Source organism: Streptomyces sp. NPDC046862, assembly GCF_040704615.1.
Taxonomy (GTDB): Bacteria; Actinomycetota; Actinomycetes; order Streptomycetales; family Streptomycetaceae; genus Streptomyces.
This window is the reverse complement of record NZ_JBEYXP010000002.1, coordinates 276,094-298,515: the sequence shown is the minus strand read 5'-3', so window position 1 is coordinate 298,515 and position 22,422 is coordinate 276,094. Positions and strand designations below refer to the sequence as shown.

The following is a 22,422-nucleotide window of genomic DNA, read 5'->3' as shown; positions in this document are numbered from 1 at the left end:
GCAACCCCCCGAGCAGTACCCGCACCACCCCAGAGAGGACCGATCCCCATGGCCGATGCCCCCACCGGCAAGGTGACCTTCGTCGGTGCCGGCCCCGGCGCCGCCGACCTGCTGACGTTCCGTGCCGCACGCGCGATCGCGGAGGCGGACGTCGTGATCTGGGCGGCCAGCCTCGTGCAGTCGGAGGTCCTCGACCACGCGCGCGAGGACGCGTCGATCCTGGACTCGGCGACCATGTCGCTGGAGGACGTCGTCGCCGTGTACGAACGCGCCCGCGAGGAAGGGCTGAAGGTCGCCCGCATCCACTCCGGTGACCCGGCCCTGTGGGGCGGTACGCAGGAACAGCTCGACCGGTGTGCCGGGATCGGGATCGCGACCGAGATCGTGCCCGGGGTGTCGTCCTTCTCGGCCGTGGCGGCGCTCGCCCAGCGCGAGTTGACGATTCCCGAGGTCGCGCAGTCCGTGGTGCTGACCCGGCTCGGCGGTGGCAAGACGCCCATGCCGCCGGGTGAGGAGGTGCGGGAGTTCGCGCGGCACGGCACGACCATGGCGGTCTTCCTGTCCGCGGCCCGCAGCGGCCAGTTGGTGCGGGAGCTGCTGGAGGGCGGCTATCCGACCAGCACGCCCGTGATCGTCGCGTACCAGGCCACCTGGCCCGAGGAACTGGTCGTGAGGTGCACGATCGAAACGCTGGAGGAGACCGTCAAGGAGCACAAGCTGTGGAAGCACACGCTGTTCCTGGTCGGCCCGGCCCTCGACGCGCACGGCACACGGTCGCACCTGTACCACCCGGGCCACTTCCACGGCTACCGGAAGGCCGACCCCGCGGCGCGCAGGGCCCTGCGTGAGGCGCGGCGGGACGCGACGGAAAGGGCCGCCGCCGGAATGGACACGGCCGAAAGGAACATGGCCGAAGGCGCCGGGCGAGAGGCCACGACGTGATCACCGTCATCGGTACGGGGACGGGGGCGCCCCTCACCCCGGACGCCAAGAAGGCGTTGGACGGGGCGGCACTGGTCGTGGGGGCGCGCAGGCATCTGGAGGCCTCGGGGCTGCCGCGCACCGTCGAGCGGATCGTCCTCGGTCCGCTGGCGCCCGCGCTGGACGCGATCCAGGAGCACCTGGAGAAGGCCGAGGAACGGCGGATCGTCGTCCTCGCCTCCGGCGACCCCGGCTTCTTCGGGATCGTCCGGGTGCTGGCCCAGCGGTTCGGGGCGCGGCGCCTCGACGTACGGCCCGGTGTGTCGTCCGTCGCCACCGCCTTCGCGCGTGCCGGGCTGCCGTGGGACGACGCTGTGGTGGTGAGCGCCCACGGGCGCGATCTGCGGACAGCGCTGAACGTGTGCCGGGCGCACCCGAAGGTGGCGGTGCTCACGGGTCCGGGCTCCGGGCCGGCCGAACTGGGCGCGGGCCTCCGGTCCAGCGGACGCGTCCTCGTCGTGGCGACCGCGCTGGGCGATCCCCGGCGCGAGCGGATCGAGCGGGTCACACCGGCCGAGGCAGCGAGCCGGGGGTGGGGCGACGCGGTGAACGTCGTGCTGTGCCTGGACGAGAAGCGGACGGTCGCCCCCTTGCGCACCGTGGCCGGGCCCGCGCCACGTCCGGCCGGATGGGCTCTGGACGAGGAGGCGTTCGCGCACCGCGACTCGATGATCACCAAGTTCGAGGTGCGGGCGCTGGCGCTGGCCCGGCTCGGTCCGCGCCTCGGTGACCTGGTGTGGGACATCGGCGCCGGCTCCGGTTCCGTGGCCGTGGAGTGCGCGCGCCTCGGCGCCGCCGTCACCGCGGTCGAGAAGACGCCGGACGGGGTGGAGCGGATCCGGGCCAATGCGGCGGCGCACGGCGTCGACGTCCAGGTCGTGCACGGGGCGGCGCCCACCGTGCTGTCCGATCTCGACGACCCGGACGCCGTGTTCATCGGCGGCGGGGGACGCGAGCTGCCCGCCATCGTCACCGCCTGCGCCCGGCGCGCCCGGCGGACCGTGGTGGTCGCCATGGCGGCGCTCGACCGGGTTCCCGCCGCGCGCGAGGCGCTCTCCGGCGCCGGATTCGACTGTGACGGCGTCCTGTTGCAGTCGTCGCGGCTGGCGCCGCTGCCGGGCGACGTGACCCGGCTGGCGGCGACCAACCCCGTTTTCCTGCTGTGGGGCGCCAGGCCTCCGGCGCGAGCTGAAGGAGTGTCCCAGTGATCGGCCTGATTTCCGCCACGGCGGCGGGCGCGGCCGCCCGTGACCGGCTGGCCGCGGCGTGGCCGGAGCGCACGCGTGTGTACGACGGGTCCGTACCGGATGCCGTGCGGCGGGCGTTCGGGGAGTGCGAGCAGCTGGTGTGCTTCCTCGCCACGGGCGCGGTGGTCCGGCTTCTCGCTCCGCTGCTGGGCGACAAGGCGTCCGACCCGGGCGTGGTGTGCGTGGACGAGGCCGGGCGGTTCGCCGTGTCCCTCGTCGGCGGGCACGCGGGCGGAGCCAACGAACTCGCCGTGGAGGTGGGCGAGTTGCTGGGCGCCAAGCCGGTGGTGACGACGGCGACGGACGCGGTGGGCGTGCCGGGGCTGGACACGCTCGGGCTGCCCGTGGAGGGCGATGTCGCGGGGGTGACGCGGGCTCTGCTGGACGGTGAGCCGGTCGTGCTGGAGGCGGAGGTGGCCTGGCCGTTGCCTCCGCTGAAGGTGGCGAACAAGGGGGCGGACGAAGGGGCGTACGTCATCCGCCTCACCGACCGTGCCGTCGAACGGCCCGCCGAGCGCGAGGTCGTCCTCCGTCCGCCGTCCCTCGTCGTCGGTGTGGGCGCCTCCAAGGACGCCCCGGTGGAGGAGGTCCTCGACCTCGTCCAGGGCGCTCTGCGCGACGCGGGACTGTCCGCCGGCTCCGTGGCCGAGCTCGCGACCGTGGACGCCAAGGCCGGTGAGCCCGGCATCGTCGGGGCGGCCGAGCGGCTCGGGGTACCCGTGGTGACGTACGGCGCCGAGGAGTTGGCCCTCGTACAGGTGCCCAACCCCTCGGACGCGCCGCTCGCCGCCGTCGGCACGCCGTCCGTGGCCGAGGCCGCGGCCCTGGTGCGCGGCGGTGAACTCCTCGTCCCCAAGCGGAAGTCCGAGCGCGCGGACGGCCGGCCCGCCATGGCGACCTGTGCCGTCGTACGGCGCCCCGCGCGCGGCCGGCTCGCGGTCGTCGGGCTCGGTCCCGGCGCCCGCGACCTGCTCACCCCGCGCGCGAAGGCCGAACTGCGCCGCGCCTCCGTGCTGGTGGGCCTCGACCAGTACGTCGACCAGATCCGCGACCTGCTGCGTCCCGGCACCCGCATCCTTGAGTCCGGGCTGGGCGCCGAGGAGGAGCGGGCGCGCACGGCGGTCGCCGAGGCCCGGCGCGGGCAGGCGGTCGCGCTGATCGGCAGCGGCGACGCGGGCGTGTACGCGATGGCGTCGCCCGCGCTCGCGGAGGCGTCCGACGACATCGACGTGGTGGGCGTGCCCGGCGTGACGGCGGCGCTCGCGGCCGGCGCGATCCTGGGCGCCCCTCTCGGCCACGACCACGTGTCGATCAGCCTGTCCGACCTGCACACCCCCTGGGAGGTCATCGAGCGGCGGGTGCGGGCCGCGGCCGAGGCCGACATCGTGGTGACGTTCTACAACCCCCGCAGCCGGGGCCGGGACTGGCAGCTGCCGAAGGCGCTCGCGATCCTCGCCGGGCACCGGGAGCCGACGACGCCGGTCGGTGTCGTACGCAACGCCTCACGCCCCGACGAGTCCAGCCGTCTGACGACGCTTCAGGCCCTGGACCCGGCGACCGTCGACATGATGACCGTCGTGACCGTCGGCAACACCGCGACGAGGCAGATCGCGGGGCGCATGGTGACGCCCCGCGGTTACCGATGGCAGGAGGAGCCCAAGTGAGCCAGGTGTTCCCCGAGGGCCGGGTCGTGCACCCGATCGAGCAGGAGTCCTTCCGGCGGCTGCGTGCCCGCCTGGACACCTCGCACTTCCCGCCGCTGACGCGCGCGGTGGTGGAGCGGGTGATCCACTCGGCGGCCGACCTTGAGTACGCCGAGGACCTCGTCACGGACGAGGGCGCGCTGGAGAAGGCGCACGCCGCGCTGCACGGCGGGGCGCCGGTCGTCGTCGACGTGGAGATGGTCGCGGCGGGCATCACGCGCCGCGAGACCGTGTGCCGTCTCAAGGACGCGACGTCCGGCCCCGGGCTGACGCGTTCGGCGCACGCGGTCCGGCTGGCGTACGAGGAGGTCGGCCCCGGGGCGCTGTGGGTGATCGGCTGTGCGCCCACCGCCCTGGAGGAGCTGCTCACGCTGGACGCGGACCCGGCGCTCGTCATCGGGCTGCCCGTCGGTTTCGTGGGCGCGGCCGAGTCCAAGGCCGCGCTGCGCGAGAGCGGGCTGCCCGCCGTCAGCAACATCTCCGAGAAGGGCGGTTCGGCGGTGGCGGCAGCCGCGTTGAACGCTCTCCTCTACCACCCCGTATCGTCACCCACCACATCATTCACATCCCCCGTAGCGCCCGTCTCGAAGGAGAAGTCGTGACCACCCCGTCCCCCGCCCTGCTCATCGCCGGTCACGGCACCCGGGACGAAGCGGGCGCCGAGGCGTTCCGGTCCTTCGTACGGGAGCTGGGACTCCGGCACCCCGAACTGCCCGTGGCGGGCGGGTTCATCGAGCTGTCCCCGCCGCCGCTGGGCGACGCGGTCGCCGAGCTGGTGGAGCGCGGGGTGCGCCGTTTCGCCGCCGTACCGCTGATGCTGGTGTCCGCCGGGCACGCCAAGGGGGACATCCCGGCGGCGCTGGCCCGTGAGAAGGAGCGGCACCCCGGGATCTCGTACTCCTACGGCCGTCCGCTGGGCCCGCACCCGTCGCTGCTGAACGTGCTGGAGCGGCGCCTGGACGAGGCGCTGGGCGGCGGCAAGGGCCGTACTCCCGGGGACCGGGCCGATGTCACCGTGCTGCTGGTCGGGCGGGGTTCCACGGACCCCGACGCCAACGCCGAGGTGCACAAGGCGGCGCGGCTGCTGTGGGAGGGGCGCGGGTACGCGGGCGTGGAGACGGCGTTCGTGTCGCTGGCGGCGCCGGACGTGCCGGCGGGCCTGGACCGGTGCGTGATGCTGGGCGCCCGGCGGATCGTGGTCCTGCCGTACTTCCTCTTCACGGGCATCCTCCCGGACCGGGTGCGGCAGCAGACCGAGGGCTGGGCGGCCGCGCACCCCGAGGTCGAGGTGCGCTCGGCCGATGTCATCGGCCCCGAGCCGGAGCTGCTTGACCTGGTGATGGAGCGGTACGAGGAGGCGGTGAAGGGCGACCTGCGCATGAACTGCGACTCGTGCGTGTACCGGATCGCGCTGCCGGGCTTCGAGGACAAGGTGGGCATGCCGCAGCAGCCGCACTACCACCCGGACGACGACGGCCACCACGATCACCACGACCACGGTCACCATCACGGGCATCACCACCACGGGGGGCACGCACACACGCATGCGCACTGACCACGACAGCGGGCCGCCCGGCCCCGACGACGCCCACGACCTCCGCCACCACGGTGACGCCGAGGTCCGGGACGACGGGGCCGCGCTCACCGATCTCGCGGTGAACGTCCGCGCGGACACGCCCCCGGCGTGGCTGCGGGAGCGGATCGCCGAGTCGCTGGCCGGGACCGGCCTGGCCGCCTACCCGGACGGCCGGGCCGCGCGGGCCGCAGTGGCGGCGCGGCACGGGCTGCCCGTGGAGCGGGTGCTGCTGACGGCGGGTGCGGCGGAGGCGTTCGTGCTGCTGGCGCGCGCCCTGAAGGTGCGCCGACCCGTCGTGGTCCACCCGCAGTTCACGGAGCCCGAGGCGGCGCTGCGGGATGCCGGGCACTCCGTGGACCGGGTGCTGTTGTGTGCGTCGGACGGTTTCCGGCTGGACCCCGGGGCGGTGCCCGACGACGCGGACCTGGTGGTGATCGGCAACCCCACGAACCCGACGTCGGTGCTGCACCCGGCGGGGCTTCTCTGCGAACTCGCCCGGCCGGGGCGGACGTTGGTGGTGGACGAGGCGTTCATGGACGCCGTGCCGGACGAACGTGAGGCGCTCGCCGGGCGGTCGGACGTGCCCGGACTCGTCGTCCTGCGCTCTCTCACCAAGACGTGGGGGCTGGCGGGGCTGCGGATCGGGTACGTGCTGGCGGCGCCGGAGACGATATCCATGCTGGAGCGCGCCCAGCCGCTGTGGCCGGTGTCGACGCCCGCGCTCGCGGCGGCCGAGGCGTGCATGTCGGCGTTCGCGCTGGCGGAGGCGGCGTCCGCGGCGCGCCGCGGCGCCGCGGACCGTGACCATCTCGTGGCCGGGCTCCGTGAGTTCGCGCCCGACGGGCTCGTCCTCGCCGAGCCCGCGGAGGGGCCGTTCGTGCTGGTGCGTCTGCCGCGCGCGGCGCGTGTACGGCACCACCTGCGCGACCTCGGCTTCGCCGTTCGCCGTGGGGACACGTTTCCCGGGCTCGACGAGGAGTGGCTGAGGCTGGCTGTGCGGGATCGGGTGACGGTGAACCGGTTCCTGCAGGCGCTGGACAGGGCGGTGACGCTGGCGGGGCGGTGAGGGGTTCGGCTACGGGTTTCCTTCGCCCCCGCCGCCCCTACCCGTCCCACCCCCAGGGGCTCCGCCCCTTCAACCCCGCTTCCGGGGGGGGCGGCCCCCCGGACCCCCGCTCCTCAAACGCCGGAGGGGCTGAATTTTCCCCGGCCCCGGAGGGCCTCAGCCCCTCCCCCTCCTCGCCAGCACCACCGCTCCCCCGCCCGCAGCCAGCAAGGCGACCGCCCCACCCGCGACGTACGGCGTCATCGAGTTGCTCCCGGTCTCCGCGAGGTCGGACCCCGAGCCGCCACCCTGCGGCTTCACCTCGGACGAGGAGTCGGAGCCTGACCCGGGGTCGGACGACGAGGACGCGGCCGCCGGCGACTCGCACGTCGCCCCCGCCAGCGTGACCGTGCCCTCCACCTCGGCCACGTTCAGCTTCAACGGATTGACGGACACCTTGAGTTCGAGGGCCGTCGCGGCCGCCGTACGGGACGTGGTCTTGGTCCGGGAGAGGTCGAGGGTGACCTCGCCGACCCCCGGCACCTTGACCTCCGTCGTACCACCCGCGGAGACCGTGACCTTCTTGCCGAGCACCGTCACCGCGCCCGCCACGTCCGACTCGGCCACCGGCTTCTTGCCCGCCTCGCACGTCGCGCGGGACGTCACACCCTCCAGCTCGATCAGGGACAGGAGAGGAAGACCCGGCACGTGGATCCTGGCGCCCGCCAGGTCCGTGCGGCCCTCGGCCTTCGTCGCGGACTCCGTCGCCTTCGCCGTGGCCACATCCGCTCGCAGCACGCTGAACGGCTGACCGCCGTCCACTCCGTCCAGCCGCGCGCTCAGCGTGCTCCGCTGGGCGTCGGCCGGTGCCTTCACCTCGTTGAGCGAGACCGCGAGGGGGACGTTCACGGTCTTGTTCGCCAGGTGCACGTCGAGCCCGGTGCGGAGCACGACGGCGCTCGCGCGACCGTGGTCCTCGGTCGCGTGGGCGGCGCCCGCACCGGCCAGGACCGCGGGACCGGCGGTCATGACCGTGGCCGCCGCTATGGCGGCCAAACGGCGTGCGGGCAGGCGGAAGTTGTTGCCGTTCAAGGATGGGCTCCCAGGGAAGTATCGCTTCGGGACCCCGCAAGAATCGCGGACGGAGGGTGAACCGTCAGCAATCTGACGGGACTTCACCCCTACGTGACCATTCCGTGCACATCTTCGAATCTTCGGGCACGCACGTTCTCCACAGTCACCCGATCAGCGCTTCCCGACGCTCACGCCCTTTACTCTCCGTCAACGGCCACCGTCAAACCACCTCCGCCAACGGCCGCCGCATCCGACGTCAGCCGACCACCCTGCCGTTCAGCACCACGCGTCGCGGCGCCGCCAGCACCCGTACGTCGGCTCGCGGGTCCTGGTCGTAGACCACCAGGTCCGCGGGCGCCCCCTCGTCCAGCCCCGGGCGGCCGAGCCAGCTCCGGGCACCCCACGCCGTCGCCGACAGGGCCTGGAGCGCCGGAATCCCCGCGGTCACCAGCTCGGCGACCTCCGCGGCCACCAGTCCGTGGGCGAGCGAGCCCCCGGCGTCGGTGCCGACGTACACCGGGATCCCGGCGTCGTAGGCGGAGCGCACCGTGTCGTAGCGGCGTTCGTGGAGCCGGCGCATGTGGGCCGACCAGCGCGGGTACTTGCCCTCGCCGCCGTCCGCGAGGCGCGGGAACGTCGCGATGTTGACGAGGGTGGGGACGATGGCGACGCCGCGGGAGGCGAAGAGGGGGATCAGGTCCTCGGTGAGGCCCGTCGCGTGCTCGATACAGTCGATGCCCGCCTCGACCAGGTCCTTCAGGGAGTCCTTGGCGAAGCAGTGGGCCGTGACACGGGCGCCCAGCCGGTGGGCCTCCGCGATAGCCGCCTCCACGGCCTCCCGGGGCCAGCAGGCGGACAGGTCGCCGAGGTCCCGGTCGATCCAGTCGCCCACGAGTTTGACCCAGCCGTCGCCGCGCCTCGCCTCCCGCGCGACGTAGGCGACCAGCTCGTCCGGTTCGATCTCGTGCGCGAAGTCGCGGATGTAGCGGCGGGTGCGCGCGATGTGCCGGCCCGCCCGGATGATCTTCGGCAGGTCGTCTCGGTCGTCGATCCAGCGTGTGTCGGAGGGCGAGCCCGCGTCGCGGATCAGCAGGGTGCCCGCGTCGCGGTCGGTGAGGGCCTGCTTCTCTGAGACGTCCTCGGGGACGGGACCGTGGGTGTCGAGCCCGACGTGGCAGTGCGCGTCGACCAGGCCGGGCAGGGCCCAGCCCTCGACCGTACGGACGTCGCGGGCGCCGGCGGGGCGGTCGTAGGAGATCCGGCCGTCGACGACCCACACCTCGTCCCGGACGTCCTCGGGCCCGACGAGCACCCGTCCCTTCACGTGCAGCACCGTGCGATCGCTCATGCACGGCACCCTAATGACCTACTGGCCCGCCTTGCCCACCTGGTCCGATGTCTCCTCCGTCACCTCGGCCATCGCGGGGTCCAGGAGCCGGGAGAGGAAGTGGCGGGTGCGTTCGTGACGCGGGGCGCCGATGACCTGTGCCGGGGTGCCCTCCTCGACGATCACGCCGCCGTCCATGAAGACGACCCGGTCGGCGACCTCCCGCGCGAAGGTCATCTCGTGGGTGACGACCATCATCGTCATGCCCTCGTTCGCGAGGACGCGCATCACGCCGAGGACGTCCCCGACCAGCTCCGGGTCGAGCGCCGACGTCGGTTCGTCGAAGAGCATCACCTCGGGGTCCATGGCGAGCGCGCGGGCGATGGCGACGCGCTGCTGCTGGCCGCCGGAGAGGGAGGACGGGTAGGCGTCCGCCTTCTCCGACAGTCCGACCCGTCGGAGGTTCTCCGCGGCCACCCGCGCCGCCTCCGCCTTGTCGCGCCCGAGCACCCGGCGCTGCGGCAGCGTGAGGTTCTCGGTCACCGTCAGGTGCGGGAACAGGTTGAACTGCTGGAAGACCATGCCGATACGGCGGCGTACGGCGTCGATGTCCACGTCCGGGTCGGTGACCTCGGTGCCGGCGACGAAGACCTGGCCCTTGTCCGGCTCCTCCAGCAGGTTGACGCACCTGAGCAGCGTCGACTTGCCCGAACCGGACGGGCCGATGACGCAGACGACCTCGCCCTGGCCGATCTCCAGGTCGATGCCGCGCAGGACCTCGTTGTCGCCGAACGACTTGTGCAGGCCGCTGACCTGGATCTCCGGTTGGCTCATTTCACGGCCTCCTGGGCCTTCGCCTCCATACGGCGTACGACGAATCCGAGCGGGATCGTGACCAGCAGATAGCACAGGCCGGCGACGAGGATCGGCGTGGAGTTGGCTGTCTGGCTGGCCAGGTCGCGGCCGAACTTGGACAGTTCGCGCTCCTCCAGGGTGACGCCCAGGAACAGCACCAGCGAGGAGTCCTTGAAGAGCAGGACGAGTTCGTTGGTGAGCGGCGGGAGGATGATCCGGAACGCCTGCGGGATGATGATCGAGACCATGGCCCGCGCGGGCGAGAAGCCCAGCGAACGGGCCGCCTCCATCTGCCCCTTGGGCACCGCCTGGATCCCCGCGCGGATCGTCTCGGCCATGTACGCGGCGGCCACCAGACCGAGCGCGAGGGCGACCTTGCCGTACGTGCCGCCGACGATCTCGGTGCCCGGGAACGCCAGGGGGACGGCCACGCCGATGAAGATGAAGATCAGCAGGGCGGGCAGGCCGCGGAAGATCTCGATGTAGATGCCGGCGAGCCAGCGGTACGGACCCACCGACGACAGCCGCATCAGCGCGATCACCATGCCGAGGACCAGTCCGACAGCGAAGCCGGTCAGGGTGAAGAGCACGGTGTTCTTCAGCGCCAGGGTGATGACGTCGGGGAACATCCGCTCGGCGATGTCGGCCTGCGCGAACTGGTTCTTCAGCTGGCCCCAGTCGGCCGTGGCCGCGAAGGCGATCACGGCCACGACGAAGACGGCGTACTGGACGCCGCGCGACAGGCTGCGCTTCTGCCGCCGGGACAGGCCCTTCCGCTTCGGCTGGACCGTCACCTCCACCTTCGTGCCGGTCATGAGGCGGAGGGCGAGGCGGCGGACGCGTCGTAGGGGCCGATCCACTGCTCGTACAGCTTCTTGTACGTGCCGTCGCTCCGGGCCTCCCCCAGCGCCTTGTTGATGGCGGCGAGGAGCTTGGTGTTGCCCTTCTTGACGGTGAAGCCGTACTGCTCACCGGTGTTGACGTTGTCGGCGACCTGGAAGGCGTCGGCGTTGGCCTTGTCCTTCAGCCAGCCCTGGACGACCGGGTAGTCGATGACGACTGCCTGGACCTGGCCGGTGCGCAGCCCGTTGAGGACGGCGTCGGAGGACTCGAAGGAGGTCGGGTTGAGTCCCTTGCTCTGGGCGTACTCCTCGCCGGTGGTCTGTGCCTGGGCGCCGACCTTCTTGCCCTTGAGGTCGGCGAAGGAGCCTATGCCGCTCTTCTTGGTGGCGAGGACGGCCTGGGTCGCGTCGAAGTACGGGTCGGAGAAGTCGACGTTCTTCTTGCGCTCCTCGGTGATCGTCATACCGGCCGCGGCGAGGTCGCACTCGCCCGAGTTCAGGAAGGCGCCCGTCTTGAAGTTCTCGAAGGGCGTGTCGACGATCTTCTGCTTCACGCCCAGGTCCTTGGCCACGAGGTCGATCAGCGAGACGTCGAAGCCCTGCACCTTGCCGTCGACCTCCGACTGGAAGGGCGGGTATGGCAGGTGGGTGCAGGTGGTGAGCCGGCCGGCCTTGGCCAGGGTGACCCCGCCGGCGGCGGTCTGCTTGCCGCTGCCGCCGTCGTCCGTCGAAGTACAGCCGGCGACGAACAGCAGTCCGGCCGTCGCGGTGGTGGCGGCCAGGATGCGGGTCCGGCGTCCGGGGACCGAGTTCACGGGGACCTCCTGTGAGAAACGAATGGTTCCGATTATAAGGAAAGCTTGGACTCCCCCAAATCATTCCCATGGTCATCGAGCTGCCCGACCTGCGACTTATCGACACAGCTGGCACGGTTACGCTCGAACGTGGTCCGCATGCACATGCGGACCAGATCAGGCCACGCCCATGACCAAGCCAATGCCTACCCCCGAGCGAGGAGAGCACCCCCGTGACACACCCCTTTCTGGATCTGGCCCCCATGAGCGCCGCGCGCTTCGCCGCGATCGAGGACCGGGTGGCTCGGCTGCTGGCCACCGAGCAGGACGTGGTGATCACGCAGGGGGAGGCGCTGCTGCCCTTGGAGGGCGCGATCCGCGGCGCCGCGGGCCCCGGAACGACCGCCCTCAACGTGATCACCGGCCCCTACGGGCAGACCTTCGGCAACTGGCTGCGGGACTGCGGGGCGAGAGTGATCGACCTCGCGGTGCCCTTCCACACGGCGGTCACCGCCGAGCAGATCCGTGCCGCGTTCGCCGAGCATCCGTCGATCGACTTCGTGTCGCTGGTGCACGCGGAGGCGGCGACCGGGAACACCAACCCGGTGGCCGGGATCGGGGCGGTGGTCCGGGAGCACGGTGCGCTCTTCTACCTGGACGCGGTCGCCTCGATCGGGGCGGAGCCGGTGCTGCCGGACGCGTGGGGTGTGGACCTGTGCGTGATCGGGGCGCAGAAGGCGATGGGCGGACCGGCCGGGGTGTCGGCGATCTCGGTGAGCGAGCGGGCGTGGAAGCGGATGGCGGCGAACCCGGGGGCTCCCCGACGCTCGTATCTCTCCCTGCTGGACTGGAAGGAGAGGTGGATCGACGGGGGACGTCGTGCCCTGCTCCACGCTCCGGCCCAGTTGGAGATGCTCGCGCTGGAGGCGTGTGTGGAGCGGATCGAGACGGAGGGTCTGGCATCGGTGACGGGCCGCCACGCCTCGGCGGCGGCGGCCACGCGGGCGGGGGCTCTCGCGCTGGGCGGAGGCCTGGAGCCGTACGTGCGTGAGGCCGGGGACGCCGCTCCGGTGGCCACGACGCTACGGGTGCCCGCCGATGCCGACGCGGCCGAGGTGACCGCCAGGGCGTTGGCCGTCGATCCGTCCGTGCCGTTGGCGGCGGGGGGCGGCGCCCTCGCGAAGGAGATGATCCGGGTGAACCACTACGGTCCGGATGCGACGGTCGGGGTTGTCCGGGCCTCTCTCGCCGCGCTGGGGGCCGCGCTGACACAGACGGGGTTCCCGGTGGACGTGGAGGCGGCTCGGAGGGCGGCGGCGGAGGCGTGGCCGGCCTAGGACGCCGAGCGGGTGGCCCGGTTCACTCGGGGTGGACCGCTTGGCCTGTCGTCCTGTCCTCCTTCGCCCTGTCCTCCTTCGCCCTGTCCTCCTTCGTCCTGTCGTCCGAGGACGCGTCCGCGCTGGTGGCGGTGGCGTACGCCGCGGTGAACCGTTCGACGGCCTCCCAGAGTTCGGTTTCGCGGCGCGGGTCGTAGGACTCCTCCGACGAGCGGGCCAGGCGGTCGCGGTCGACGTAGGAGCCCGTCGGCGCACGCGTCGCGCCGAGGACGACATCGGCGAGGTGACGGCCCGCGGTGTCGCGGCCGGTGGCGAACGGCGTGAGGGCCATCACCGGGAGGATGCGCCGCATCGCGAACCGGGCGAGCGGGCCCGCGTGGCGGGCGAGGCCGGTACCGGGGACGAAGCCCGGGTTGTGGGCGACGGCGTCGATCCCGGCCGGCAGCCGGCGCGCGTACTCGTGCACCAGGTGGATCGCGGCCAGCTTGCTCGTCGAGTACGCGGTACGCCCGCCCGCCGCCGTGTGCGGCCCGGGGAAGGCGCCCGTGCGGGCGAGGAGGTCCGGGGACGTCCAGGCCGGGCCGGGCACCATGCCCAGGTTGTGCCGGAAGTCGCCGAAGTGGGTGTCGCTGACAGTGATCACGATCCGGGCGGGCGCCGTGAAGTGGTCCGTCAGCAGGCGGATGAAGAGGTGGTTGGCGAGCACGTTGACGGCGAAGGTGGTCTCGAACCCGTCGGGTGTCTCGGTGAGCGCGTTCGTGTACTGCGCGCCCGCGTTGCCCACGAAGCCGCGCAGCGGCGGCAGGTCACCGCGCCCCAGCCGGTCGCGGATCCCGGTCGCGGCCGAACGGACGCTCTCCAGCGAGCCGAGGTCAGCCTCCACGTACGACACCGCGCGTCCGCCCGCGCCGAGCTCCGCGGTCGGCCGGGCGCCGGACGACGCGCGGACGACGAGGAGGAGGTGCACGTCCGGCGCCCGGTTCAGGATGCGTTCGGCGGCGACGCGGCCGATCCCTCGGCTCGCGCCGGTCATCACGATGGTGTGGGTCATGGGGAACTCCTCGACGGGTCGGCCGGTCACGTCCGGCTGGGGCGCGTCTCCACGTTCGCGGCGTGCGCGGGTGCCGGACCAGGGCCGTCCCCGTCGGTAGGACTGGCAGTCCCAGGCTCGTCCGGCGCCACGCGGCGAGAATGACCCCATGGCTTTCTCGCGCTCCGACCGCTGCGGCCGATCCGACCGCCCCGATCTCTCCGACCGATCCGACCGCTCCGACCGCTCCGACTTCGCCGGGCTCCTGCGCGCCTGGCGGGACCGTCTGTCCCCGGTCGATGCCGGCTTCACCGTGACGGACGGCCGCCGGGCCCCCGGGCTGCGCCGCGAGGAGCTCGCACAACTGGCCGGGCTCTCCGTCGACTACGTCCTGCGGCTGGAGCAGTCACGCGCGAAGAACCCCTCGGCCCAGGTCGTCGGCGCCCTCGCCCGGGCCCTTCAGCTCTCCCGCGCCGAGCGTGACCAGCTGTACCGGAGCGCCGGGCTCCTGCCGCCCCGGGACGGGACGGTCAACACGCACGTCCCCCCGGGGATCCAACGGCTCACCGCACGCCTGGGCGACGTCCCGATCGGGGTGTTCGCCGCGAACTGGACGTTGGTGTGGTGGAACACCATGTGGAGCGCCCTGCTCGGAGACCCCTCCACCGTGCCGGTCGCCGAACGGAACCTCGCGCGTGCGCTGTTCGGCGACGGGGTCGCTCGTGCCGCGATGCTTCCCGTGCGGTCGGAGCGCGGGGAGGACGTCTTCGCGGCGTCGATCGTCGCCGACCTCAGGGACGCGGCGTCCCGCTATCCCGGGGATGCCCGGCTCGGTCGTCTCGTGCGGGAACTGCGTGAGGTGTCCGACGCCTTCGATCGTCTCTGGGACACGAAGACGGTGGCCGCGCAGCACACGAGCGACCGCAAGACGATCCGGCATCCCGAGGTGGGCGACGTCCTGCTCGACTGCGACGTCCTCGTCGTTCCGGGGGCGGATCTGCGCGTGGTGACGTACACGGCGGCGGCCGGCAGCGACGACGCGGGGAAACTGGACGTTCTCCGGGAGGCCTGCCTCCTCTAGCGGCCCGGAGCGGTCCCGGGGGCATGCTCCTCGCCCCCGCCGCCCCTACCCGTCCCATCCCCAGGGGCTCCGCCCCCTCACCCCCGTTCCGGGCCCCCGCTCCTCAAACGCCGGAGGGGCTGGAGGCCAGGGCCCCCACCGGAGTGTGCTGCACCCACCCCACCACCCCCTCTGCCATGCTCCCCGCATGAATACCAACGCCGGCACCGACACCAACACCACCGACATACCCCAGACCCTCCCCGACGGCCGCCCCATCCCCCTCTTCACCGGAGACGAGCGGCCCATGCTGGAGAGCTGGCTCGCGTTTCACCGGGCCACGCTGGCGCTGAAGTGCGCGGACCTGGACGACGCCCAGTTAAGGACGGCGTCGGCCGAGCCGTCGGAGCTCACCCTGCTGGGACTCGTACAGCACCTCGCCGAGGTGGAACGCACCTGGTTCCAGCGCGTACTGGGCGGCCTCGACGTACCCCACCTGTTCGGCCCGACCGGCTTCGAGCTCAGCCCCGACCGCGGCATCGACGGGGCACTCGCGGTGTGGCGAGAGGAGGTGGCACGCGGTGAGGAGCTGTCCGCCGGGCGCTCCCTCGACGACACGGGGCGGATCGCGAACGGTCCAATGGCCGGGCTGGAGGTCAGCCTCCGCTGGATCATGATCCACCTGATCGAGGAGTACGCGCGCCACAACGGCCACGCCGACATCGTCCGCGAGCGCATCGACGGCGTCACCGGGTTCTGAACCCGTCCGCCGCCGCCCCTGATGACCCGCGCACCCCGCTCGAGAGGGGCGGGGTGCGGAAATTCACATACGCTGTTCACGTAAATGCAATAAAGAAATTCAGCACAGCTTCCCATATCCTTCTGCCCGCTTTTCCGGTAGCTAAACGCAAAGATTCCGCGAACGCCAACCGGCGTAATCCGGGTAGATCTCGTGAGAGTTACGGTCATGTGACCGACCCCACAGTGCATCCTTTTCCTCCCCCATTATCCGGGCAAACCCTTACCTTTCGGAGCCCTCTCACGCGGCCGTACGCGCGCGCGGGATAACATAAAGAGGCCGTTCACGTAAGGCCCTCCAACGATGCAATTTCAACTTTCGCTGGGTAAATTCAATTCGCATGACTGCCGCACAAGCAGACCTGCCGAACCTGCCGGACCTGCCCGCGGAATTCCTGGAAATGCCAGAGGGGCTGCGGATCGACCGTCCCGACGTGGCGGACGGCGCCGCGCTCTGGCGTCTGGCCCGGGACTCCCGCACCCTCGACCTGAACTCCTCGTACAGCTACCTGCTCTGGTGCCGTGACTTCGCCGGCACCTCCGTGGTGGCGCGGGACACGGAGGACGGGCGGCCCGTCGGCTTCATCACCGGATACATCCGGCCAGAGCGCCCCGACACCCTGCTCGTGTGGCAGGTGGCCGTCGACGCCGCCCAGCGGGGTCGCGGTGTCGCCGCCGCGCTGCTGGACGGGCTGACGCTCCAGGTCGCCCGGCAGCACCGGCTGACCACCGTCGAGACCACCATCACCCCGGGCAACACCGCTTCGGAGCGCCTGTTCGCCTCGTACGCCGCCCGCCACGGAGCCGGTGTCGAGCGCGACGTCCTGTTCGAGGCGGGACAGTTCCCCGACGGCGGGCACGAGCCGGAGGTGCTCCACCGCATCGGCCCGCTGTCCGTGTGATGTCCGTGTGATCCATCGACCCGCCGTGATCCATCGACCCGCCCCGTCCGTCTCCCCCAGCCCGACCCCAGACCAGCCATCCGATCCCGCACTCCTGCAATCCCCCCACGCATCGAGGAGCGATTCGCCGTGACCATCACCCAGCCCGACCTGAGCGTCTTCGAGACCCTGGAGTCGGAGGTGCGCAGCTACTGCCGCGGCTGGCCCACCGTCTTCGACCGCGCGCAGGGCAGCCGCATGTACGACGAGGACGGCCACGAGTACCTGGACTTCTTCGCCGGTGCCGGATCACTCAACTACGGCCACAACAACCCCGTGCTGAAACGGGCGCTGATCGACTACCTGGAGCGCGACGGCGTCACCCACGGGCTCGACATGTCGACGACCGCCAAGCGCGCCTTCCTGGAGGCGTTCCAGAACCTGGTGCTGCGGCCGCGCGACCTGCCGTACAAGGTCATGTTCCCGGGCCCGACCGGCACCAACGCCGTGGAGTCCGCGCTGAAACTGGCGCGGAAGGTGAAGGGCCGGGAGGCGATCGTCTCCTTCACCAACGCCTTCCACGGGATGTCGCTCGGCTCGCTCGCCGTGACCGGCAACGCCTTCAAGCGCGCCGGCGCCGGGATCCCGCTCGTGCACGGCACGCCCATGCCGTTCGACAACTACTTCGACGGCACGGTCGAGGACTTCCTGTGGTTCGAGCGGCTCCTGGAGGACCAGGGCTCCGGGCTCAACAAGCCGGCCGCGGTGATCGTGGAGACCGTGCAGGGCGAGGGCGGCATCAACGTCGCGCGCCCCGAGTGGCTGCGGGCGCTGTCCGACCTGTGCCACCGCCAGGACATGCTCCTGATCGTCGACGACATCCAGATGGGCTGCGGACGGACCGGTGCCTTCTTCTCCTTCGAGGAGGCCGGCATCACCCCCGACATCGTCACCGTGTCCAAGTCGATCAGCGGCTACGGACTGCCCATGTCGCTGTGCCTGTTCACGCCCGAGCTCGACATCTGGGAGCCCGGCGAGCACAACGGCACCTTCCGCGGCAACAACCCGGCGTTCGTGACGGCCGCCGCGACCCTGGAGACGTACTGGGCCGACGGCTCCGCCATGGAGAAGCAGACCCGCAAGCGCGGCGAGCAGGTCGAGCAGGCGATGGCCGCCATCTCCGAGGAGAACCCGGACGCCGTCAAGGAGTACCGCGGCCGGGGCCTGGTCTGGGGCATGGAGTTCCACGACAAGGACCGCGCGAACCGGATCGCGAAGCGCGCCTTCGAACTCGGCCTGCTCATCGAGACGTCCGGCCCGGAGAGCGAGGTCGTCAAGCTGCTGCCCGCGCTCACCATCACGCCGGAGGAACTGGACGAGGGTCTGCGCACCCTGGCCCGCGCCGTCCGCGAGACCGCCTGACTTCCGGGGCTCCGGGGCTCCGGGAGCTCCGGAGCCCCACACCCACAAGCCACACCCCACATGTCAACACCCCAACAACACCGAGGAGGCGTCACAGCACCGTGATCGTCCGTTCTTTCAAGGAACTCGAGGGCACCGACCGGCACGTCAAGGCCGCGTCCGGTACCTGGGAGAGCAAGCGCATCGTCCTCGCCAAGGAGAGGGTCGGCTTCTCACTGCACGAGACGATCCTGTACGCGGGTACGGAGACGTCGATGTGGTACGCGAACCACATCGAGGCCGTCGTGTGCGTCGAGGGCGAGGCCGAGCTCACCGACGACGAGACCGGGCAGAAGTACACGATCACGCCCGGGACCATGTACCTCCTCGACGGGCACGAGCGGCACACGATGCGCATCAAGGAGGACTTCCGCTGCATCTGCGTCTTCAATCCCCCCGTGACCGGACGGGAGGACCATGACGAGAACGGCGTCTACCCGCTGATGACCGAGGAGGCCTGACCCCACCATGACCACGACGCCCACGACCCCCGCCGTAACCGACCTCTACCCCAGCCGCGGCGCCACGGAGGTGTCCGTGCCGCGCCAGGACCCGGTCGTCTGGGGCGCGCCCGGCACGCCCGGCCCGGTCTCGCTCACCGACCTCCAGTCGTTCGAGCGGGACGGCTTCCTGGCCATCGAGGAACTCATCGGTGACGACGAAGTCGCGCTCTATCACGCAGAGTTGGAGCGGCTCGTCACCGATCCGGAGATCCGCGCCGACGAGCGCTCGATCATCGAGCCCCAGTCGAAGGAGATCCGGTCCGTCTTCGAGGTGCACAAGATCAGCGAGGTGTTCGCGAACCTCGTGCGTGACGAGCGCGTCGTCGGGCGGGCGCGTCAGATCCTCGGCTCGGACGTCTACGTCCACCAGTCGCGGATCAACGTCAAGCCGGGCTTCGGGGCCAGCGGCTTCTACTGGCACTCCGACTTCGAGACCTGGCACGCCGAGGACGGCCTGCCGAACATGCGCACGGTGTCCGTCTCGATCGCACTGACCGAGAACCACGACACCAACGGCGGTCTCATGATCATGCCGGGGTCGCACAGGACGTTCCTCGGGTGTGCGGGGGCCACCCCGAAGGACAACTACAAGAAGTCCCTCCAGATGCAGGACGCGGGCACCCCGTCCGACGAGGCGCTGACCGCCATGGCCGGTGAGTACGGCATCAAGCTGTTCACGGGCAAGGCCGGCTCGGCGACCTGGTTCGACTGCAACTGCATGCACGGCTCCGGCGACAACATCACGCCGTTCCCGCGCAGCAACGTGTTCATCGTGTTCAACAGCGTGGAGAACACGGCGGTGGAGCCGTTCTCGGCGCCGGTTCCCAGGCCTGAGTACATCGGGGCGAGGGACTTCACTCCCGTGAAGTGACCCACGCGGCACGGCTGAACGGGCCCGGCACCTCCCTGTGAGGTGCCGGGCCCGGCCGCGTCGGTGGGTGTGTCGGGGGCCGTGTCGGCCGGTCACAGCCAGGACAGCGCCGACGCCGTCTCCAGGATGTTCCGTACGGCGCCCTCGTCGCCCGTGACTCCGCGCGGTACCGCGTCCGGCTCGTACCGGCCGCCCAGGAGCAGGCAGAAGTCGACCGGGTCCAGGACGAGTTCGGCCTGGACCGGCTCGTCCTCGGAGCCGATGACCCACTGGGCGTCGGGCTCCGTCCCGGCCATCGCGAGCAGCACCGGCGGTGCGCTGCTCAGGGCCAGGCCGAGGACCCGGACCGCGAGGCGGACCAGCAGCCAGAGGTGCTCGTCGGGCGGCGGCGGGACGGGCAGGCCGAGGGCGCGGCCGAGATCGTCGGTGTGGATCCAGGTCTCGAAGGCGCGCACGAGGAAGTGGTCGGCGACGGGCAGTCTGAGGCCCATCAGTGTGGTGGCGCGCGCGGCGCGCACGGTGTCGTGTGCCTCGGGTGTGGCCAGCAGGTCGGCGGCCTGCGCGCCCCACGCCGCGACGGTGTCCTCGGGGGTGCGCGTGAGCTCGTGCGCGATCACGTCGGCGGTCCGCGCGTTCCAGGCGTCCTCCCAGTGGGTGCCCACGGGGACCGGCGAGGCGGGGACGCGTGCGTCGAGGCCCAGCCGCAGGGCGAGCGGCTCGTCGGCGGCGAGGAGGTGGGCGACGGTCGCGTGCGCGTTCCAGTCGTGCACGACCGGTGTCGCCCAGCGTCCCTCCAGCTCCCGCACCAGCGCCTGGAGCCCGGCGACGGCCGCGGCGTAGGGGGCGGCGTGCGGGGCGACCCCGGCGGCGCGGGGGCCGCGGGTGCGCAGCGCGGCGGCGAGCACGCCGCCCGCGCCGCTGCCGGTGCCCCTGCCCGTGCCTGTGCCCGTGCCCGTGCCACCACTGTTCGTGCCACTGTCGGCGCCGTTCAGCCGGGGGGCGGAGCGAGGCCCGTCCAGCAGGCGCACGGTCTCCCTGAGCCGCTCGGCCTCCGCCGCGCAGGACTCGCACTCGGCCAGGTGCAGCGGGACCGTCTTCTCCTCGCCGGGCAGCAGTGCGCCGACGGCCCAGGCGGCCAGCAGCTCCCGTACGCCGTCGTGGTCCGTGGCCATCACCCGCCTCCTTCCGCTGCCCGTACCTCCATCATGCGCCCCTCGCCGGTGCCGGGTCCGGCGGGTCCGCCAGGGATTCCGCGAGTTTCCGCAGCGCGCTGCGCAGCCGGGTCTTCGCGGTCCCCTCGGGTATCCCCAGTTCCACGGCCGCCTGCCGGTAGGTGCGCCCGGCGAAGTAGGCGAGGTGCACGACCTCCCGCTGGGATGGCGGAAGCTCGGCGAGGGCGGAGTGCAGCAGCAGGGAGCGCTCGCGCTCGACGACCGCCTCGTCGGGCCGCGGTCCGGCGTCGGGGATGGCCTGCAGCGCCACGTCGTCGGCGCGGGCGTCCTTGCGGTGCCGGGCCTCGCTGCGCACCCAGTCCACGGCCCGCCGGTGGGTGACCGTGGACAGCCAGGCGCGCAGGGAGCCCCGGCGCGCGTCGAAGGCGTAGGGCCGGCTCCACAGCTGCGCGAAGACCTCCTGCGCCACGTCCTCCGCGGCGGCCGGGCTGCCCGTGACCCGTACGGCCACCGCCCTGACGAGCCCGCCGTACGCGGCGTACGCCTCGTTCAGCGCGGACTCGTCCCCGTACACCAGCCGCCGATGCAGCTCCGCATCGGCGGGAACGCGCGCGGTCTTCTCGGCCGCCTGCTCCACCGGCACCATCACCTCCGTGATGCCTTCCTAGCGTCCATGCCGGGCCCGCGCCAGTGGGTCGGCCGGATCGGGCCGGTCCGCCGGCCGGACCGTGCCGGGGGCTCAGCCGGACAGGACGTCGAGGAGCCGGTCGACGTCGGCAGGCGTGTTGTACAAGTGGAAGGCCGCCCTCAAGTGACCGGCGCGGTTGGAGACCTCGACTCCGGCACGGCTCAATTCCGCCTGTCGGTGACCGAGTCGGGGAACGGAGACGATGGGTGAGCCGGGCGCGGGAACCGCTGCGTGGCCGAGTGCGCCGAGCCCGGCCAGGAAGCGTTCGGCCAGGGCGAGGTCGTGCTTCCTGATGGTCTCCACGCCCAGTTCCTCGACGAGTTCGAGCGAGGTCCGCGCGCCCGCGTAACTGAACAGTGCGGGGCTCTCGTCGAACCGGCGGGCGGAGTGGGCGAGTTCCTGGACCGGGCCGTAGCAGCTGTCCCACGGCACCTCCCCGGCGACCCAGCCGGCGAAGACGGGGCTGAGTCCGCCGAGGTCCTCCGGGACGACCAGGAAGGCCACTCCGCGCGGGCAGACGAGCCACTTGAAGGCGACGGAGGCGACGAAGTCGTACGCGTCCGCGTCGACGGGCAGCCAGCCCGCCGCCTGGGAGGCGTCGATGTACGTCCGGGCGCCGTGGGTGCGCGCGGCCTCGCGGATCGCGTCCAGGTCGGCGATCCGTCCGTCGGCGGACTGGGCGGCGCTGACCGCGACGAGCGCGGTGCCGGGGCGCACCGACTCGGCGATCCGCTCCAGCGGGACCGTGCGCACCTTCAGGTCGCCGCGCACGTGGAAGGGGTTCACCACGGAGGTGAAGTCGGCCTCGGCGGTGAGGACCTCGGCGCCCTCGGGCAGCGAGGCGGCGATGAGCCCGCTGTAGACGGCGACGGACGCCCCGGCCGCGACCCTGCGGTCAAGAACCGTGAGCAGTCGGGCGAAGCAGGCGCGGGCGGCCTCCACGTCGGCGAACATGTCCGTGGGCCTGCCGACCGCGGCGGACTCCACGGCGACCCGCATGGCGTCCACCGTGCGGGCGGGCAGCAGTCCGGTGCTCGCGGTGTTCAGATAGGTGTTCTTCGGGGCGAACTCGGCTCGAACGAGGCTCTCGAAGGTCTCCATGGCTCCACTGTGCGGTCCAGGGAACTCCTCGTCCATTGAGATGTTTTGCGCGTTTCCCCGAAGCGCTGCTTATGTG

Annotated in this window: 22 protein-coding genes; 13 read left to right on the top strand and 9 right to left on the bottom strand. The window is 72.0% G+C overall.

What is annotated here, in order from left to right; all coding sequences use genetic code 11:
• The first annotated feature begins 48 nt into the window (after window positions 1-48).
• The 6 genes from cobM to cobC are packed head-to-tail and all read left to right on the top strand — an operon-like array spanning window position 49 to window position 6,573.
• Window positions 49-942, top strand: coding sequence for a precorrin-4 C(11)-methyltransferase (cobM, locus tag AB0959_RS03260; protein WP_366824513.1), 894 nt, complete (start codon window positions 49-51; stop codon window positions 940-942).
• Window positions 939-2,189, top strand: a complete 1,251-nt coding sequence (cbiE, locus tag AB0959_RS03255) for a precorrin-6y C5,15-methyltransferase (decarboxylating) subunit CbiE (protein WP_366824512.1) — start codon at window positions 939-941, stop codon at window positions 2,187-2,189. Before cobM ends, cbiE begins: the two co-directional genes overlap by 4 nt.
• Window positions 2,186-3,892, top strand: coding sequence for a precorrin-3B C(17)-methyltransferase (cobJ, locus tag AB0959_RS03250; protein ID WP_366824511.1), 1,707 nt, complete (start codon window positions 2,186-2,188; stop codon window positions 3,890-3,892). The genes cbiE and cobJ overlap by 4 nt, the downstream gene beginning before the upstream one ends.
• Window positions 3,889-4,533 (top strand): precorrin-8X methylmutase, encoded by a 645-nt coding sequence (locus AB0959_RS03245; RefSeq protein WP_366824510.1) that lies wholly within the window; start codon window positions 3,889-3,891, stop codon window positions 4,531-4,533. Before cobJ ends, AB0959_RS03245 begins: the two co-directional genes overlap by 4 nt.
• Window positions 4,530-5,486, top strand: a complete 957-nt coding sequence (locus AB0959_RS03240) for a sirohydrochlorin chelatase (protein ID WP_366824509.1) — start codon at window positions 4,530-4,532, stop codon at window positions 5,484-5,486. Before AB0959_RS03245 ends, AB0959_RS03240 begins: the two co-directional genes overlap by 4 nt.
• The gene (gene cobC / locus AB0959_RS03235; RefSeq protein ID WP_366824508.1) at window positions 5,476-6,573 is read left to right on the top strand and encodes an Rv2231c family pyridoxal phosphate-dependent protein CobC; all 1,098 of its coding nucleotides are present in this window, start codon (window positions 5,476-5,478) and stop codon (window positions 6,571-6,573) included. Before AB0959_RS03240 ends, cobC begins: the two co-directional genes overlap by 11 nt.
• Window positions 6,574-6,729: 156 nt before the next feature.
• Here the strand turns inward: cobC and AB0959_RS03230 are convergent, their stop codons facing one another.
• From AB0959_RS03230 to AB0959_RS03210, 5 genes are all read right to left on the bottom strand, one after another.
• Window positions 6,730-7,644, bottom strand: coding sequence for an SCO1860 family LAETG-anchored protein (locus tag AB0959_RS03230; protein WP_366824507.1), 915 nt, complete (start codon window positions 7,642-7,644; stop codon window positions 6,730-6,732).
• A gap of 238 nt (window positions 7,645-7,882) precedes the next feature.
• Entirely contained in the window at window positions 7,883-8,974 is a 1,092-nt protein-coding gene (locus AB0959_RS03225; protein WP_366824506.1) for an amidohydrolase family protein, read from the bottom strand.
• 18 nt (window positions 8,975-8,992) lie between these two features.
• Window positions 8,993-9,787, bottom strand: coding sequence for an amino acid ABC transporter ATP-binding protein (locus AB0959_RS03220; protein ID WP_366824505.1), 795 nt, complete (start codon window positions 9,785-9,787; stop codon window positions 8,993-8,995).
• Window positions 9,784-10,623, bottom strand: a complete 840-nt coding sequence (locus AB0959_RS03215) for an amino acid ABC transporter permease (protein ID WP_366824504.1) — start codon at window positions 10,621-10,623, stop codon at window positions 9,784-9,786. Before AB0959_RS03215 ends, AB0959_RS03220 begins: the two co-directional genes overlap by 4 nt.
• Window positions 10,620-11,465 carry a transporter substrate-binding domain-containing protein gene (locus AB0959_RS03210; protein ID WP_366824503.1) on the bottom strand — a complete coding sequence of 282 codons (846 nt, stop codon included), beginning with the start codon at window positions 11,463-11,465 and terminating at the stop codon, window positions 10,620-10,622. The genes AB0959_RS03215 and AB0959_RS03210 overlap by 4 nt, the downstream gene beginning before the upstream one ends.
• A gap of 212 nt (window positions 11,466-11,677) precedes the next feature.
• Between AB0959_RS03210 and AB0959_RS03205 the strand changes: the two genes are divergently transcribed.
• The gene (locus AB0959_RS03205) at window positions 11,678-12,781 is read left to right on the top strand and encodes an aminotransferase class V-fold PLP-dependent enzyme (protein ID WP_366824502.1); all 1,104 of its coding nucleotides are present in this window, start codon (window positions 11,678-11,680) and stop codon (window positions 12,779-12,781) included.
• Window positions 12,782-12,803: 22 nt separating this feature from the next.
• On the opposite strand, the gene AB0959_RS03200 is transcribed toward AB0959_RS03205, so the two are convergent.
• The gene (locus AB0959_RS03200) at window positions 12,804-13,832 is read right to left on the bottom strand and encodes an SDR family NAD(P)-dependent oxidoreductase (RefSeq protein WP_366824501.1); all 1,029 of its coding nucleotides are present in this window, start codon (window positions 13,830-13,832) and stop codon (window positions 12,804-12,806) included.
• Window positions 13,833-13,980: 148 nt separating this feature from the next.
• Between AB0959_RS03200 and AB0959_RS03195 the strand changes: the two genes are divergently transcribed.
• The 6 genes from AB0959_RS03195 to thpD all read left to right on the top strand — a co-directional run bounded on the left by AB0959_RS03195 (window position 13,981) and on the right by thpD (window position 19,385).
• Complete coding sequence (locus tag AB0959_RS03195) at window positions 13,981-14,892, top strand: helix-turn-helix transcriptional regulator (RefSeq protein ID WP_366824500.1); 912 nt, start codon at window positions 13,981-13,983, stop codon at window positions 14,890-14,892.
• A 187-nt stretch (window positions 14,893-15,079) separates the two neighbouring features.
• Window positions 15,080-15,631, top strand: coding sequence for a DinB family protein (locus tag AB0959_RS03190; protein ID WP_366824499.1), 552 nt, complete (start codon window positions 15,080-15,082; stop codon window positions 15,629-15,631).
• A gap of 379 nt (window positions 15,632-16,010) precedes the next feature.
• The gene (gene ectA / locus AB0959_RS03185; protein ID WP_366824498.1) at window positions 16,011-16,571 is read left to right on the top strand and encodes a diaminobutyrate acetyltransferase; all 561 of its coding nucleotides are present in this window, start codon (window positions 16,011-16,013) and stop codon (window positions 16,569-16,571) included.
• 129 nt (window positions 16,572-16,700) lie between these two features.
• The gene (gene ectB, locus AB0959_RS03180) at window positions 16,701-17,972 is read left to right on the top strand and encodes a diaminobutyrate--2-oxoglutarate transaminase (RefSeq protein WP_366824497.1); all 1,272 of its coding nucleotides are present in this window, start codon (window positions 16,701-16,703) and stop codon (window positions 17,970-17,972) included.
• A gap of 101 nt (window positions 17,973-18,073) precedes the next feature.
• Window positions 18,074-18,472, top strand: a complete 399-nt coding sequence (locus AB0959_RS03175; protein ID WP_366824496.1) for an ectoine synthase — start codon at window positions 18,074-18,076, stop codon at window positions 18,470-18,472.
• Between the two features lie 7 nt (window positions 18,473-18,479).
• The gene (gene thpD, locus AB0959_RS03170) at window positions 18,480-19,385 is read left to right on the top strand and encodes an ectoine hydroxylase (protein ID WP_366824495.1); all 906 of its coding nucleotides are present in this window, start codon (window positions 18,480-18,482) and stop codon (window positions 19,383-19,385) included.
• Between the two features lie 92 nt (window positions 19,386-19,477).
• On the opposite strand, the gene AB0959_RS03165 is transcribed toward thpD, so the two are convergent.
• The 3 genes from AB0959_RS03165 to AB0959_RS03155 form a co-directional block, all read right to left on the bottom strand.
• A complete protein-coding gene (locus AB0959_RS03165; RefSeq protein ID WP_366824494.1) occupies window positions 19,478-20,557 on the bottom strand; it encodes a maleylpyruvate isomerase N-terminal domain-containing protein in 1,080 nt (359 codons plus the stop codon).
• A gap of 31 nt (window positions 20,558-20,588) precedes the next feature.
• Entirely contained in the window at window positions 20,589-21,203 is a 615-nt protein-coding gene (locus AB0959_RS03160; protein ID WP_366824610.1) for a sigma-70 family RNA polymerase sigma factor, read from the bottom strand.
• Window positions 21,204-21,296: 93 nt separating this feature from the next.
• A complete protein-coding gene (locus tag AB0959_RS03155) occupies window positions 21,297-22,382 on the bottom strand; it encodes an aminotransferase class V-fold PLP-dependent enzyme (protein WP_366824493.1) in 1,086 nt (361 codons plus the stop codon).
• Window positions 22,383-22,422: the final 40 nt, after the last annotated feature.